This window comes from Dongshaea marina, assembly GCF_003072645.1.
Taxonomy (GTDB): Bacteria; Pseudomonadota; Gammaproteobacteria; order Enterobacterales; family Aeromonadaceae; genus Dongshaea; species Dongshaea marina.
In genome coordinates this window covers 318,773-333,506 of record NZ_CP028897.1, presented here as the reverse complement: position 1 = coordinate 333,506, position 14,734 = coordinate 318,773, and the positions used below count along the sequence as shown (strand labels likewise).

Sequence of the window (14,734 nt, the reverse complement as noted above, 5' to 3'; positions counted from 1 at the left end):
ATACAGACTGTCCCCTGTGAAAGCAGGGGGCTGTCTGTCCGCACTTTACTGACACCCGCCCCGGAAAAAACTACCCTTGAAGTAACACCCAATGATTGTCCCATGGTAAAGGCTATGAAAACTCGCTGGTTGGTCCTGTTTAGCTGCCCTCTGCTCCTTTATAACAGCTTAACCATGGCAGACACCGAGCTTAAGTTTGCCACCCAGGAGTTTGCTCCCTTTAGCTATACCATAGGCTCCAGGATCTCAGGCCCCGTGGTAGAGATTATCAAAAAAGTATGTGATATCAATAAGTTCAAATGCTCCTTCAAGGTTTTACCCTGGTCCAGAGCCACACGCTATGTCGAAGTCGGGTTGATGAACGGCCTGTTTGTGATCGGCTGGAGCCAGGAAAGAGCGCAATGGCTCTATTTTAGCCCGGCACTGGTACGCACCGAGTATGGAGTGTTTGTCCAAAAGGATAATCCCCTGAACTACCATAAGGCCTCAGATCTGAAGGACTACACCGTGGGTGTCTATGGTCCCTCCAATACAGCCAATGCTCTTGAGGCCCTGAAACGTCAGAATAATCAGATCAAGATAGACATGAATCCTCACGATGAATTCCCTTTTAAAAAGCTCTCCGTTGGCCGGGTCGATGCGGTCTATTCCAACAAGGATGCCGGACTCGCCCTCATCTATAAGCTTGGGCTCAACAACATTCGTTATGCCGGCAGGGACAAGACCCTCGACTACCACATCGGCTTTTCTAAGCGATTAACCCCTAAACCCGTTGTGGATCAATTTAACCGTACCCTGGCCACCCTATACCAGGCAGGCTATATCCAGGGGCATTTGCCAAATACACCATGAAGGCTATCCCCATCCCGGCAGCATCCTCAGCTACAAACTCAGCGAACTGACGAGGAGGTTGCCAGGGATACTGAGCCTGCCAGTTTCGCCTTTTTCGCTTCCTTACGGGCTTTCTGCTCTGCCTTTCTGATCTCAATGGCCTGACGCAGGGTCGGAGGTGCAAACTTAGGATCCCCCGAATAAAGATAGCGGGCATATTGATATAGCTTCTCGGCCCGCTTGGGGTGATCCTGGTGATAGAGGGAAACGGCCATGTTGTAATAGAGATACGATCTTGGCCTGTGATTCACATAGTGACTGGCCCAGTCATAGTAAGCCTGCAGCTCCTTCTTATCTCCGGTCTTGAGTCCATGATAGAGACGAAGATTATTCAGATCATACTCAATCTGGGATATCCAGGCGATCGGGTTGATGATCTTCTTGAGTAGCATCGGTTGCTGATACCCCTCACGTTCATATTTGGTCACTATGTAGTTGGTATGCAGGGTCGTCAGCATGAAGGGAACCACCAGCAAAGGGATCAAGATCGCCAGAGTCCGCAGTAGCAACACGGGTCGGCACAGATGACCCTGAATCTTGCCCAGCCGTATGTCGGCCATATAGAGAAATACCAGGAACAGGATCCAGTGGGTTATGGAGGAGTAGAAGGGATACTCGGTTTGGGTATGCAGCAACAGCGGAAAGAGAACTCCTAACAGACCCAGACTCTGTCGCCACGGACCACGCCTGAGCATCCACAAATAAGCCAGCGCTAACATCACAAATCCAAGGATAGGGATCACTCCCCCCTCGGTTGCCCAGAACATCAGTTCATTATGTGGATGATCCAACAGGGTTAAGACCTGGGCCTCTTTAGGATCTCGTCCAAGATCCTTGGCATAATGGTCAAGAAACGCTCGCTCATACCCACCATAGCCCACACCAAGCAACGGATGCTCCTTCATCATCTGCCAGGTTTGCTGATAGATGGTACTGCGCACCCCGGGTTGATAATAAAGCTCTCCACGCTTATCACTCGAAATACCATAGAAGGAGGCAAGACCTAGCAGAACCCCAAACACAGCCACACTGACCCAGGTCACTGTACGCCGCCTGGATCTGCGCCAGGCCAGAGGCAGCAGGAGTAAAGAGCCGATCACTGCACCCAGTTGGCCGGTACGGGACTGAAGAACCACCAGCAAGCAGGCTCCCGCCAGGATGACAAACAGATGAAGCAACCTCTGCCACAGCGCCAGTTTTCGCCCGGGAAGCTGACTACACAGAAACAGGCTAACAACCATACCGCTCGCCAAAAAGCTTGCCATCACGGTGCGCTGCTGAAAGATCCCATAGGGACGGTTGGCGAGGGTGTTATAGCCAATCCAGTTGTCTGGCGTCAGTAAAAAGTATTGAACCAGCCCAAATGCTGATTCAATCGCAACCGCAACCAGGATGAGATAGAGCCCGGCCCGTCGCTCTGATGCACTAAAACGAAACTGCAGCAGCGCAAAGTAAAACAGCAGACCTGCAGCTAATGCGAGAAACCTCGGAAAAACAAAGCCCCGCTGGTCAGCGTTGGGATAAAAAAGCGGGATAAACAGCAACAGAAAAAACAGCCAGCTCAGCAGATGAAACCTTGATATAACCAGCTCTTTTGTCTGAGTCACCCGCCATAAGCCAAATCCGATCAGGATCGGAATAAATAACCAACTCGCGGTATTAAAGGAGAGGTAGAGCCCGGCTCCCCCCTGGTTATGCATAAAAAAATGCATTCCCAGCACAAGATAAAGGGAAAAGCAGATCATAAAGGCTTGTTTGAGCCGATCACCCGCACCAATCATCATAGGTTTTCTCTCCTCATCCATGAGTCTTTCTCATTAAGATTGAATTCATCGCGGACAAACATCAAGCCCAATTGAGTCACCTCACATTCCATCCGGCTGAATGGAAACTTTGCGCCGCAGGGGAGCTGCCAATGTTCGAGCTTCAGTTGATCAAATACGGGCTGAGCCCCACTCCTTAACAGGCGATCAAACATGGGATCATCCATAAACAACCAGCGGGAGTAAGCCAACAGACGCTTTGCCTGTCGCTCATCTCCCAAGTGCTGCAGGGCAAGGACCATATTGTAATACACCGCCATGCGTGGCCTGTGTAAAACAAACTTCTGAGCCCAGAGGTAATAAGCGCGAAGATCCTCATGATTGCCGGTGACCTCACCCGACTTTAAACGCAGCAACATGCTGTCATAGGTAAAACGTTCGGCCCAGCCCACAGGGTTGATCACCTCAGTCAGAAGATAAGGCTCTTTCCCTCCGCCCTTCTCATAGCGGGTCACCAGGTAAGCCGCTTGCAGGGTTGTCAGCATAAAGGGAATAACCAGCAAAGGAAGTAGCCAGCCAAACACTCCGGGAAGCAGGGTTGCCGAACAGGGAATACACCGCGAATCTCCCAAACGCCGATCCAAAAGGTAGAGCAGACCCACAAACAGTACCCAGTGAACCAATGAGATGTAAAAGGGAAACTCAGTCAAAGCATGAAGACAGAGCGGGGCCAGTAACCCCAGATATCCAAGCCCCTGCCGCCAGGGAGAACGCCAAACCAGAATGATAACACCAGCAATCACCAGCAAGATCCCCACAAGAGGAACGATCCCCCCTCAACAGCCCAGTAAAGAAGCTCATCATGTGGATAGGTTAGCCCCTGAAGTATCTGCGCATCCTCAGGCTTGCGATCAGGACTCTTCGCATAATGAAGCACAAAGGCTCGCTCAAAGTTCCCATAGCCAGCCCCAAGCCAGGGCTGCTCTGTGAAAAGATCAATACTTTGGCTATAGATCACGGCTCGCAAACCTGGCTGAGTATAGATGGTATCCGGACGCTTACTCCCGGCCACCCCATAGTAGCTTGCGATCCCCAATCCTATACCCAGCAGAGCCGCAAACAGCCAGTTACGCGCCCGGACTGGTGCTTTTTTCACAACCAAAGGCAGTAGCAGTACGACAGCCAGGATCCCGCCCGCCTGACCGGTACGTGATTGCAAAACCACCAGCAACAGGACCCCGGCAATAATCACCCAGCCGTGCAACATTAGCTGCCACAGTTTCAGCTGCTTTCCCGGGAGCTGACCACACAGGTAAAGGCTAATCCCCAATGAGGTGGCTACAAAGCTTGCCATGACATTGGGCTGCTGAAAAATCCCATAGGGACGGTTAGCCAGGGTGTTATAGCCAAGCCAGTTTCCCGGAGTGAGGACAAAATATTGCACCATTCCCAACACTAACTCGATCGCAGCACATCCCAGAACCAGGTAGAGCCCGGAGCGAAGCTGCGCCGGGGTAAAACGAAACTGTAGCAGAGCAAAATACAGGGCTAGTCCGCCGCCCAGGCCTAGGAGTCTTGGCAGGGCATAATCGATATTCAAAACATTGGGATAGGCGATGGGGATACACAGCAAGATAAAGGCAAGCCAGCCCAGAAGATGTAGGGGGCTGATAATCAGCTCACGCGTGCGAACCAACTGCCAGCAACCAAAACTAATCAACAGAGAAACAAAACACCAGCCGACAATATTGTAGGGAAGATAGAGCCCGGAGCCGCCCGGGTTGGCCATGTAAAAATGCACTCCGATCAGCAGATAGAGGGATAAGCAACCGACAAACAGAGCTCGGGGAGAGAACAGAGGTGACCCGGACACATCCATGCTCCAGTGATCTCATCATCTATTCAGAGTGTCGTGAAACTAGGTAAAACACAAGACATCTGTCGCAGATATAAAAAAACGGACAGTCAAAGACTGTCCGTTAATCGATAGCGATCACATATCCATATGTGTTTTTATGAATCCCTTCCGGACTCCTGTCCTATTGAAGCACTCCCTGCTTCTGGCTTCCAAGCTCTGTTCCCTGACCATCCTGGCCTGACACCATCCCGATGTCGCGGTTACATCCTTGTCATCCCTGTGTGAGCAGGACTTTCTGGCTGAAACTTCATCCTGAAGTATCTGTCCTGTGGTTGTCACTATACCCGAGCCGGCTCAGACAACAATGTGCCAGACAACAGAGTTGAGGGATGAATTGGTCAGACCTATATTCAAATCGTTAAAAATCAAATAGTTAGATAGATCCCACAGTAAAGTTCTTCATCATGTTACCCTGGATTCGCACACCGGCATCCGTGATCACTCCCATTTGCAATGGGCAATCTCTCACAGCCGGATCGCTCAGCGCATCCCCGACTCAGGGCGGTAATTCAGCAAGATATGCTCTTTGCTGATTGAGCGCTGACGGATAATCCTGCGTTGAAGAATCGCTCGATGGCTATGAGCCTCAGCCTGTGAGTCCGGAGCATGCAAAAATCCCCCCTTGATATGCAGCCCTCTCCAAAGCTCCCGACGTATCCGGTGTTTGAGCCCGTCCATCTGCATGATGGCATCCTCCCCCGCAAGATATACACATCCAGCTTAAACAGCGGCAACAGGCGAAGCATCATGGTTAGACGCGGGATCCAGCCGGGATAGAGCCTGAATACATCCCCGAAGCTGAGGCGCACGATCCAGTGCTCCTCGATATTCAGCTCGCTCTCCTCGATTCTCTGCCTGATGATCTTGTGCTTGTTATTGATATAGGCCTCAGACTTCAAAAGGCAAAGTGTCTGTTGCTGGTAGTCACGGCTCATCTGTCTCTCCAGTTCACTCTGGTTCCCGGCCTCGCAGGCGCCTACTTAAACTTGCCCCGGTATTTTCTGAAGATCTTAAAAGCCGTCTTGCCATGAGACGATACATCCTTGAGCACTTTTTGCTTATAAGCCTTGTTCCGCGAAATTTTTTTCCACACTACATAGCCAATCACACAGACAATGATAAGAACCAAGAGCTTCATAGGTGTCCCCCTCTATCTGAATCTTCCTCTCAAATCCATTCAATCACACAGATCTTAACGAAACCTTAAGTCAGAACTCCGCCCTCATTTTCGAACACCAGCCAGGCGATTCCCAGGCTCAGGAACCCAGTGTCAGTCGCTGACTCAGCCCGGAGAAACGCTCGGTCTGACGGCGAATCGCCCTGGATAACAACTGAACATTTGCATACAGATGCAGCCTCTGCTTGCTGCGGGTGATCCCTGTATACAGGAGCTCACGAGTCAACAAAGAGCCCTCCTTGGGGGGAGTAGCATCAACACCTCAGCGAACTCAGATCCCTGGGACTTATGAATCGTCATCGCGTAGGCTGTGGTATGCTCCGGCAGTCTCCCTGGTAAAAAAGAGCGCAGCTTGCCATCCGCCATCTCAAAGTACACCCTGAGCTTCTCCTGGGAGTCTTTGAGGCAGATCCCTATATCACCGTTGTAAAGTCCCAGTCCATGATCATTACGCTCAATCATCACAGGCCGCCCCTCATACCACTCCCGTCCGGCTTCGGGACGGATCAAACCAGCCTTGGTCAGCTGCTGCTCGACCTGCTGATTAATGGTGTTTAAACCAAAGGGGCCCTCGCGCAAGGCCACCAGCACCCGAAACCCCTGATAAGCGCTCAATAACTCACGGATCCTGCTCTCATCCTGAGCCGTATCTGGCATCCGCTGCAGGTAAGGCCGATATCCATGCACCGTCTGAGCCAGCAGCTGAGCACCGCCAAGCGAGTAAACTGAGATATCTGAAAAGCCTCTGCCAAGAACCGACTCCAGCTGTGTCGCACTTCCTGAGTTCACCGCTCGGGCCAGCTGTCCAATCCCGGAATGTTGATCAAAACGGTAACTCTTATTGAGCAGACACAGGCTATCCTGAATCGGACTAAGGCTCCGGGATCCAGGCTTTAGCGAAAAACCGGTTTGCCGGTTTAACCACTCAACCTGCTGCGGGCTGTAACCCGCCTCGGCAAAACTGAAAATATCCGCCAATACAGCACCAGCCTCGACCGAAGCTAACTGATCTCTATCTCCCAGCAGGATAAGCCGGGCTCCCCGGGGAAGAGCATCGATAAGCTTAGCCATCATCGCCAGATCCACCATGGAGGCCTCATCCACCACCAATAGATCAAGGTGCAGGGGGTTATCCCTGTTATGACGAAACCCCTGCTGATGGGGAACTACACCCAGCAGGCGGTGAATGGTGCTGGCCTGCCTTGGCAGGAGCTGGCGAACATCATCATTCAGAGGCAGTGTATCCAGGGCCATCCCAACGGACTCGCTCAGGCGAGCCGCAGCCTTTCCGGTAGGAGCAACCATACGGATCAGGGGCTCGCTGCCCAGGCTACGCTGCTGCTCAATATACAGAGCCAGCAACTTGACCACAGTCGTGGTTTTTCCGGTGCCGGGTCCTCCAGAGATCAGGGTAAAGCGCTGACGGGTCGCCACCGCGGCTCCAACCTGCTGTCCGTCAAAACAGGCTCCAGGATCGAGCTGCCGGAGCAGGCTCTCGAGATCTGCAGGGCCGCCCGCCCGGTTGAGCTGCTCCAGTAACTCAGGCATAGCAACCCGCTCGGGCTCAACGATATCCAACAGCGAACACACCTGGGCAGACTCCAGGGCCCCTTCCAGACGCAACTTTTGTAACTGCTGCCATAACCTGTTGCTATCTTTGGCAAACAGTCGCTGCAGGCTGTCATGAATATCGATACTGGCTGCATCCCCGGATGCCTCTAATAAAAAATCGGCGATCGATTGCTCATAGTTGCGATAGCGGCGCAGGTACAATCGCTCAAATTCAAAACACAGAGGGCCATGTTCAGCCAGCAGCAGTGAATCGGCAAACATCGATGAACCTGAGATCTCACCGAGCCAGGGTTCAAGCTCGGGGTACTCTGTGCAAAACGGCTTAAGCTTTGTCAGCTTCAGGCAGACATGGCCACGGGACAGCTCCCGGCTGACCAGAGCCGCCAACACCAGTAGCGGCTCCCTGGACTCAAACTGCAGGCAGAACCTGGCAAAATGTAGATCGACCCACTGCAGTCTCTGTTCACGACATAAGTTTTCAAGAATCTCCCACATCTAAACCTCTCCCAACTCGGCTCCGGCAAACAGTGCATCCAATCCTTCCACCAGCTCTGCACAGGGACGACAGTGAAAAACTCCGAGCTCGGGGTGATTGGGGGTCATCCCCCGGGCAAACAGGTAATAAACACCGCCAAAATGGCGCTCAAAATCATAGTCGGCGATTCGCTGTTTGAGCATCCGGTGCAGAGCCAGGGCATACAGCTGATACTGGAGATCGTAACGGTGCGCCAGCATCGCCTCCCCCAGTCTGTCCGGGTGATACGCCTCCTCTTCGTCGCCCAGGTAGTTCGACTTATAATCAAGCAGGTAATAGCGCCCCTCAAAGCGGAACGTCAGATCGATAAACCCCTTGAGCATCCCCTTGAGCTGACGAAAGCTCAGCCCCTCACCCTCTCGGGACAGGGGATCATAGCGGCGACACAGCTGGCTCAGTGAACGCGCATCAAGTTCAGCAACCGGCAGCCAGAACTCCATCTCAACCAGGCGATCTTCACTCGGAAGCGCAGCCAGGCTCAGTCCAGATTGCAAAGGACAGTGCAACACCCCCTCCACCATCTGTGCCATCGGCTCGCACAACTCTGGCTCCATCCCTTCACTGGCAAGCTTTTGCAGCAGATACTCCCGAAGCTTAGGGCCGGAGATCGCAAAATCTATCTCTTCAAAAATAGAGTGCAAAAAGGTGCCGAATCGGGCTCCTCGCGGCAACTGCAACGATGGCTCCTGGCTCTGTTCACTACCGGCATCCCCGACAAATGATTCAGCATCGATCAGCTTCCAGTCAAAGGGGCGCTCCGCACCACTCTGACCATGGGCCAGGGATGAGTAAGAGCCGATATCCCAGCGATCCCCAAGACGCCTGATCAGAGATTCACTCACATGCTTGGCCGCATACTCCTGCTCCGGGAGCGCATCATCCCACTGTAGAGCAGGGATCTCCGTGAGCTGAGGTTCACTCACCTCGATCTCGGGATGCTTATTGGCCAGCTCATGCAGAGCCCGCTCCAACCCCTGCTTATCTCGTATCTCACCATGCTGTAGCAAATACCCGAGACCGCTTCGGTGAAGCACAGTATCGTAACCACCGGTTTTTTTATTTTTAAGTCCCTTGAGGGGGCAACTCCTATCCAGCAGGCACAAGCTGCCCGGGTCAGGGCAACATACAAGAGTCGCAACTCTTCGGCGAGGCGCTCCTGCTCGGCCAGCTCTTTTGCCTCATCCGAGGCGTTCAGCTCCAGCAGGATCTGCTGCTCTCTATGATAAAGGGTCTCCTTGGGGGCCTTACTACGCACCGCACATACAAAGGGAGCAAACACCAGAGGATATTCGAGCCCCTTGGATTTATGAATGGTGACCACTTTTAAGAGCTCTCGCTCCGATTCCAGCCTGAGCTGCTGATCCTTATGCTCCTGATTAGGACGTTGTAACTGAGTTTCAAACCAGCGCAGTAGGGCGTGAGCCCCCTCCTGGGTGATCTGAGCCTGCTGCAATAGCTCTCCCAGATGCAAAAGATCGGTGAGATCCCGCTCTCCCCCCTCTAGCCCCAGTAGCCGAGCCGCCAGCTCCCGCTCAAAAATCAACCGTCGCAGCATCACCAAAATACCGAAACGCTCCCACTGCCAACGGTAGTGGGCAAAACGTTGCATCTCATGATCCCATAGAGCTTCGTCGGTTCTGAAACGCTCCAACTCATCGGCACTAACGCCCAGCAACCGGGTCGCCAGGGCTGAGCGGATCCGGGTTTCATTCTCACAGGAGAGCACCGCCTGCAACAGCAAAAGTAGCTCAGAGGCAAGGCGGGTCTCGAATACACTATCGCGCTCGGAGAGATAGACACTCGGAATATTTAGCTTTCTTAGCTCCTGGCGAACCAGGGCGGCCTCATGCTTGCTGCGCACCAGGATCGCTATATCTTTGGGCTTTAGCGCCTGTTGGTTGATCCGGGCACGCCCCTCCAGCCCTGCCTGCAGCAAAGAGCCTATCTCCCGGGCGCAGGCCTTCGCCATCACATCCCGGTAGGTTTCAAGGTTGATCTCTTCGCCGTCGTCATAGTAGCTAAAGTTCAGCGAAGGGTAGAGCTCGTCGTCGAGTCGCAAGGGAGCACTTTTATCCGCTGCATTCACCGCACTAAAACTGATATCCCGATTGAAGATAAAGGCGCCACGCTCACTGCGTTGCTCCGCCTCATCGAATAGCAGGTTGACCGTCTCAACCATGCTACGGGTCGAGCGATAGTTGGTTCCCAGGGTGAAGTGGTCGGTCACCTCCCGGCGCGCCTGAATATAGGTGAAGATATCCGCCCCGCGAAACGCATAGATCGCCTGCTTGGGATCGCCGATCATAAAAAGACCCAGAGGCTCCTGCGCCGAATAGATACGGCTAAAGATCCGATATTGAAGCGGATCCGTATCCTGAAACTCATCGATCAGCGCCACCGGATAGAGGTTAAGGATCTGCCGGGCCAACGCCTCACCTCCCTCAGCAACGAGTCCCTGATCCAGGCCGGTCAGCAGATCATCAAAGGTTCTCTGGTGCAGGCGCTCCTTGCCACGCTTAAAGCGCTCTCTAACCTCAACAAGTGCCTCGGCAAACAGCACGTCAGCCAGGGTTCTCGGGAGACTCTCAAGCCGCTCAATGACATCGAATATCTCAAGTGTTGGGCTCGGTTGCCCCTTCTTAAGCTTCTGAACCAGAGTCGACGCCGAAAATTTAAATAGCTCCTTGGGGACCGACAGTGTTCGTTGGTTACTCGCAGCCCAGAGATCGATCACTCCCAACCACTTTGCGTAGTTATTTCCCGTATAGCGCGAGACCCTGCCATCGGTCTGCTCGATCACCTGCTCACGCTGCTCCTGCCATTGCTGGCGAATTGAGTCGATCAGCCCGGTCAGCAGAGTGATTCGCTCCTCCAGCGAACCAGGTTCGGCCACCTGGATCTCAAGCTCATGGCTTCCGACATAGGGACGCAGCGCCTTCAATAACGCATCCGGGCCCGACCAGAGTTTTAATACCTCCCGGGCCAACATCTCCTCCATCGGATAACAGCGGTTACGCCAGTAATCTGCAACCGCCTCAAACAGGATCTGCTGTTCATCATTGGTGAATCCCTGATCCAGGGGGAACCAGATTCGATCGCAAACTGGCCCAGCATCCGCGAGCAAAAACCGTGAATAGTAAAGATCGCCGCCTGATCCATCGACTGCTCAGCCAACAGCAAACGCTGGGCCTGCAGCGAGTGATCCGGGCACTCTTCAAGAAGCTGCTTCAGGAGAGGATCATCGCTCTCCCCCAGCAAAAATGCCATCCGCGCCTGTTGAATCCGGCTGCGGATCCTGGACTTCAGCTCCTCGGTCGCCGCCTCGGTAAAGGTCACCACCAGGATCTGCTCCACCGTCAATGGCCGAACAAACGCCGTATCCCTATCGCCGTGCCCCAGCAATAAGCGCAGCACCAGCCCGGTAATGGTATAGGTCTTTCCTGTTCCGGCCGAAGCCTCAATCAATGCCCGCCCCTGCAGCGGAAAACGCATCGGATCCAGTTGCTGAGTCATTCTCCCGCCTCCTCAAGGTGATTAAGCATCTCGCTCAGGTAGTCCCGGGCCAGCTGCTGCTGGCTCATCAGGATCGCCTCCTCTTCACAGTCGACCAGTAATCGCCTGAGATAGGGGTCCTCACACTCCCCAATGCGATTGAAATCCCCCTTAAATGCGGCCATCAGATTCGCCTGGGCCTTTTCCGGCTCGGATTGCAGAAATTCAACGCCACTGGAGGGACGAAGCCACATCGGAGCACACTGCCCCTGCCAATATCCATCAATCAGCTGCTCAAGGAGTTCTCGGGCCTTAGGTATCTCTACGGGCTTAAACCACAGGCTCCTGACATCCTCTTTGCTGCGACCAAAAATACGGGTTGTGATCTCAGACTGGGTCGACAGCGTCATGCAAAGATGCTCTATCCAGTAACCTAAGAGATACTTACCATGCAGCCCACCGCTTCGATAACGCAGCAGAGTATTGTCTCCGGCACCTCTGAGCCACCCCGTCAGGCGTTGTGCACTTAATTCGATTCTTACCTCACAGCGCCCGGTGCAGCTTTGCAACCAGGGAGAGACCTGCTGTACCAGAGGTTGTACGCTCTGCAGCAGGCTCTGGGCCTGTAAAGGCCCGAAAACGCCTCCGGGAAGGTGCCCGGAGTGCAGCTGTTTTTGCTGCATCATCAAACCGGCTTGATCTTGTAAAGATGCTTCCAGGAGCTGTTCACGAAGCTGATACTGTGCCAGAGCATCCAATTCAAAGGGCTCATCATTCTCCTGAGCCGCCAGCTGCTGTGAGAAGTAGATATTGAGACGGCGGTTGAACCAGTAGCGAATAGGATCCCGGTAAAACCGCAATAGATCGGCCAGCTCAAGCTCAGCAAGCCTCTCCGAGGGATCCACTTCCGGCAGCGCCCCATCGATAAACACTCCGGGCTCTCCCTGGCCACGCACCACGCTCAGCCACTCGGCAACCCAGGAGTGGGCACGCCGGGTATCGAGCCGATAATAGTCACTGTTCCAGGGTGTCAGGGAGTGGGCGACAGACAGGTGCTTCTGCAGCCTTTCGCTGCTTGTCTGCAGATCGAGATCCCTGTCATCAGCCAAACAAAAACCCTGGCCGATATACTCGAGCAGTTCACTCACCAGCACAGAGGGAACTCGCTCACTATTATCCTTGTGGCTGAAGCCAACCAGGGATATATAAAGCTGCTGCTGAGCAGACATCAGGGCTTCCAGAAACAGGTAGCGATCATCATCACGCCGTGAACGATCCCCCAGACAGGGGTGCTCAATCATCAGGTCAAAGCTTGAGGGCGCGATTGAACGCGGGTAAGCACCATCGTTCATTCCAAGCAGGCAGACCACCTTGAAAGGAATTGAGCGCATCGGCATCAGGGTACAGAAGTTAACCCGTCCCGCTAAGAAGCGGTGTCCGGAGTGGGATTCATTAAGTCTCTGCTCAAAATGGTAACTCAGGATCTCGATCGGCAGTCCCTGCCGGTAGCGGCTTTCAGCCAGGATTTCACCCAGCTTTTGCAACTCGTCACGAATCAGCTGCAGCGCCCCCTCACTCTCATCATCACCGAGATAGAACTCCTCCAGCAACGCCAGGATAAAGCCTTGCCACTCCTCAACGGAGCGTGGCGTTTGAAACTCCTGCAGCAGGTTTTTGAGGGTCGAGATAAACTGGGCCAGTTTGCCCAGGGTCGCCGACTCCAGCCCCTCAATGCCATCATAGGGAAGGATCTCCTGATAAAGGTTATCTCCGCCACAGGCCATTCCCAGCATCATGCGCTGCAGTCCAAATTCCCAGCTGTTGCTAAGCTCAGAGCCGATACCAAAGCGCTCACCATCCCTTGCATCCAGCCCCCAGCGAACACCAGAGTCCTCCACCCAGCGCTTGAGCCTGTCAAACTGATCCTGTTTAAGAGCAAAACGTCCCATCACCGCCGGGATCTCCAGAAGCTCCAGCACCTCACTACAGCTAAAGCGGCTCTGACCAAGTTTAAGCAGGCGCAGAAAGTTACCTATCAGCGGCGCCTCCTGAGAAGCGGCCAGATCCGCAATCGCAAAGGGAATATAGCGTTCACGTGGCGCAGCAGAAAAAACAGCCTGAATGAAGGGGGCGTAGCTGTTGACATCCGGCATCATCACCACCACATCACGCGGTGAAAGCTCAGGATCCTGCTCGAATAGATCCAGCAACTGATCATGCAACACCTCCGCCTCCCGCAGCGGGCTATGACACAGATGCAACTGTATGCTTCTGTCATCTTCTGCGAGCTCCGTCTTATGCTGACTACTCTTCACCAGCTCGGCGCTAAGATGCAAAGGCGCCCGGTTATGCAGATTCAGAATGTCGGACTGAACCTGTTGCAGCAGGTTCAGTCCTACCGCCCCATTTAACGGATAAGGCTCAGAGAAAGCATCAATCTGCCGGCAATCCGTCTCTGCCAGCTGCCTTAAGTGATCACGCCCAAGCTTGCCCATCGATGCCAGCAGAGGGTGTCCCATGCTCGCCTCATCCAGCCCCAGAGCCAGCAGTTGCTGCGCATCCATCAGATCCCCCCAGTAACGATTACAGGGGTTGAGCTGAAACAGGTGGATCTCTACATGGCTAGAGAGTTGGCTGAGCAGTTGCAAATACTGAGGGGGAAGAGCTGAGATCCCAAACACAAACAGTCTTTCTGGAAGCGCCTTAGGCGGATAGACCTTGAGCAGCTTCACAAAACGCTCATAGAGTGACGCCCTGTGATAAAGAGAGAGATCCAGGCTGCGGATCCGCTCAAGCAGGGCTCGCCACAACACCGGCTGCCAGGGCTGAGATTCCGCCACGCTGTCATCGCCCTGCTCCCAGCCCAGAATCCACTCCGGACGATAAACCTGATATTGATCAAAGAGATCGGCTATCATAACACATAGCTGATAGCGCTTGAGGGGATCACCATCGTGCTGGTAGTGACTAATGGTGGCGAATCTGGGATCATCAGAAAAGTCGTCCAGCACAGACATCAGGTGCCAGCTCATCGCCTCCTTACTGAAAGCGCTGCGAGCAGGCACTTCAGGCAGAAGTGAAGTGAAGAGTTTCCAGATAAAGGTTGCAGCCAGAGGGAACTGGATGTTGGCACAGACACCAAGCTCGGTGGCAAGCTCGAGCTTAAGCCATTGAGACATTCCGGGACTCTGAACCAAAACGTTCTCCTGAGCGAATGGATCACCATCGTTCGCAGAGGATAGCTGGCTGGCCAGCAAAGATTTAAGGATATCCAGCTGATTAGATTGGTAGAGAGTGAGCATAACAATTCCGGGCAACAGGTGAGACTGTCGATTGTGAGCCATCGCCAGCCTGGGTGCAATGCTTAACGGTATAGAGGGCCCCGG

The 14,734-nt window shown here is 53.7% G+C and carries 12 protein-coding genes; 1 reads left to right on the top strand and 11 read right to left on the bottom strand.

Annotated elements, in window-relative coordinates; genetic code table 11:
* Nucleotides 1-114: 114 nt before the first annotated feature.
* Nucleotides 115-852 carry a substrate-binding periplasmic protein gene (locus tag DB847_RS01730; RefSeq protein WP_159084335.1) on the top strand — a complete coding sequence of 246 codons (738 nt, stop codon included), beginning with the start codon at nt 115-117 and terminating at the stop codon, nt 850-852.
* Between the two features lie 38 nt (nt 853-890).
* Here DB847_RS01730 and DB847_RS01725 read toward each other — a convergent pair whose 3' ends face one another.
* The 11 genes from DB847_RS01725 to recC all read right to left on the bottom strand — a co-directional run bounded on the left by DB847_RS01725 (nt 891) and on the right by recC (nt 14,692).
* The gene (locus DB847_RS01725; RefSeq protein ID WP_159084334.1) at nt 891-2,675 is read right to left on the bottom strand and encodes a PglL family O-oligosaccharyltransferase; all 1,785 of its coding nucleotides are present in this window, start codon (nt 2,673-2,675) and stop codon (nt 891-893) included.
* Nucleotides 2,672-3,457 carry a Wzy polymerase domain-containing protein gene (locus DB847_RS01720; protein WP_234418482.1) on the bottom strand — a complete coding sequence of 262 codons (786 nt, stop codon included), beginning with the start codon at nt 3,455-3,457 and terminating at the stop codon, nt 2,672-2,674. Before DB847_RS01720 ends, DB847_RS01725 begins: the two co-directional genes overlap by 4 nt.
* Nucleotides 3,454-4,527 (bottom strand): O-antigen ligase family protein, encoded by a 1,074-nt coding sequence (locus DB847_RS01715; protein WP_159084332.1) that lies wholly within the window; start codon nt 4,525-4,527, stop codon nt 3,454-3,456. The genes DB847_RS01720 and DB847_RS01715 overlap by 4 nt, the downstream gene beginning before the upstream one ends.
* Before the next feature lie 525 nt (nt 4,528-5,052).
* On the bottom strand, nt 5,053-5,256 hold the full coding sequence (locus tag DB847_RS24165) for a hypothetical protein (RefSeq protein WP_159084331.1): 204 nt from the start codon (nt 5,254-5,256) through the stop codon (nt 5,053-5,055).
* A 292-nt stretch (nt 5,257-5,548) separates the two neighbouring features.
* The gene (locus tag DB847_RS24160; RefSeq protein ID WP_159084330.1) at nt 5,549-5,710 is read right to left on the bottom strand and encodes a hypothetical protein; all 162 of its coding nucleotides are present in this window, start codon (nt 5,708-5,710) and stop codon (nt 5,549-5,551) included.
* A gap of 118 nt (nt 5,711-5,828) precedes the next feature.
* The gene (locus DB847_RS25280) at nt 5,829-5,975 is read right to left on the bottom strand and encodes a hypothetical protein (RefSeq protein ID WP_234418481.1); all 147 of its coding nucleotides are present in this window, start codon (nt 5,973-5,975) and stop codon (nt 5,829-5,831) included.
* Complete coding sequence (gene recD, locus DB847_RS01705) at nt 5,972-7,816, bottom strand: exodeoxyribonuclease V subunit alpha (RefSeq protein WP_234418480.1); 1,845 nt, start codon at nt 7,814-7,816, stop codon at nt 5,972-5,974. The genes DB847_RS25280 and recD overlap by 4 nt, the downstream gene beginning before the upstream one ends.
* A complete protein-coding gene (locus DB847_RS01700) occupies nt 7,817-8,827 on the bottom strand; it encodes a PD-(D/E)XK nuclease family protein (RefSeq protein WP_234418479.1) in 1,011 nt (336 codons plus the stop codon).
* On the bottom strand, nt 8,776-10,842 hold the full coding sequence (locus DB847_RS01695) for a 3'-5' exonuclease (protein WP_159084328.1): 2,067 nt from the start codon (nt 10,840-10,842) through the stop codon (nt 8,776-8,778). The genes DB847_RS01700 and DB847_RS01695 overlap by 52 nt, the downstream gene beginning before the upstream one ends.
* Entirely contained in the window at nt 10,824-11,369 is a 546-nt protein-coding gene (locus DB847_RS01690) for a UvrD-helicase domain-containing protein (protein WP_108649154.1), read from the bottom strand. Before DB847_RS01690 ends, DB847_RS01695 begins: the two co-directional genes overlap by 19 nt.
* Nucleotides 11,366-14,692: an exodeoxyribonuclease V subunit gamma gene (gene recC / locus DB847_RS01685; RefSeq protein ID WP_108649153.1), complete on the bottom strand. Its 3,327-nt coding sequence runs from the start codon at nt 14,690-14,692 to the stop codon at nt 11,366-11,368. Before recC ends, DB847_RS01690 begins: the two co-directional genes overlap by 4 nt.
* Nucleotides 14,693-14,734 lie beyond the last annotated feature (42 nt).

Bases quoted from the DNA above. Each gene is read 5' to 3' on its own strand.
- recD (WP_234418480.1), bottom strand. From the start codon at position 7,816: ATGTGGGAGATTCTTGAAAACTTATGTCGTGAACAGAGACTGCAGTGG.
- recC (WP_108649153.1), bottom strand. From the start codon at position 14,692: ATGGCTCACAATCGACAGTCTCACCTGTTGCCCGGAATTGTTATGCTC.
- DB847_RS24165 (WP_159084331.1), bottom strand. From the start codon at position 5,256: ATGCAGATGGACGGGCTCAAACACCGGATACGTCGGGAGCTTTGGAGA.
- DB847_RS01725 (WP_159084334.1), bottom strand. From the start codon at position 2,675: ATGATGATTGGTGCGGGTGATCGGCTCAAACAAGCCTTTATGATCTGC.
- DB847_RS01690 (WP_108649154.1), bottom strand. From the start codon at position 11,369: ATGACTCAGCAACTGGATCCGATGCGTTTTCCGCTGCAGGGGCGGGCA.
- DB847_RS01730 (WP_159084335.1), top strand. From the start codon at position 115: ATGAAAACTCGCTGGTTGGTCCTGTTTAGCTGCCCTCTGCTCCTTTAT.
- DB847_RS24160 (WP_159084330.1), bottom strand. From the start codon at position 5,710: ATGAAGCTCTTGGTTCTTATCATTGTCTGTGTGATTGGCTATGTAGTG.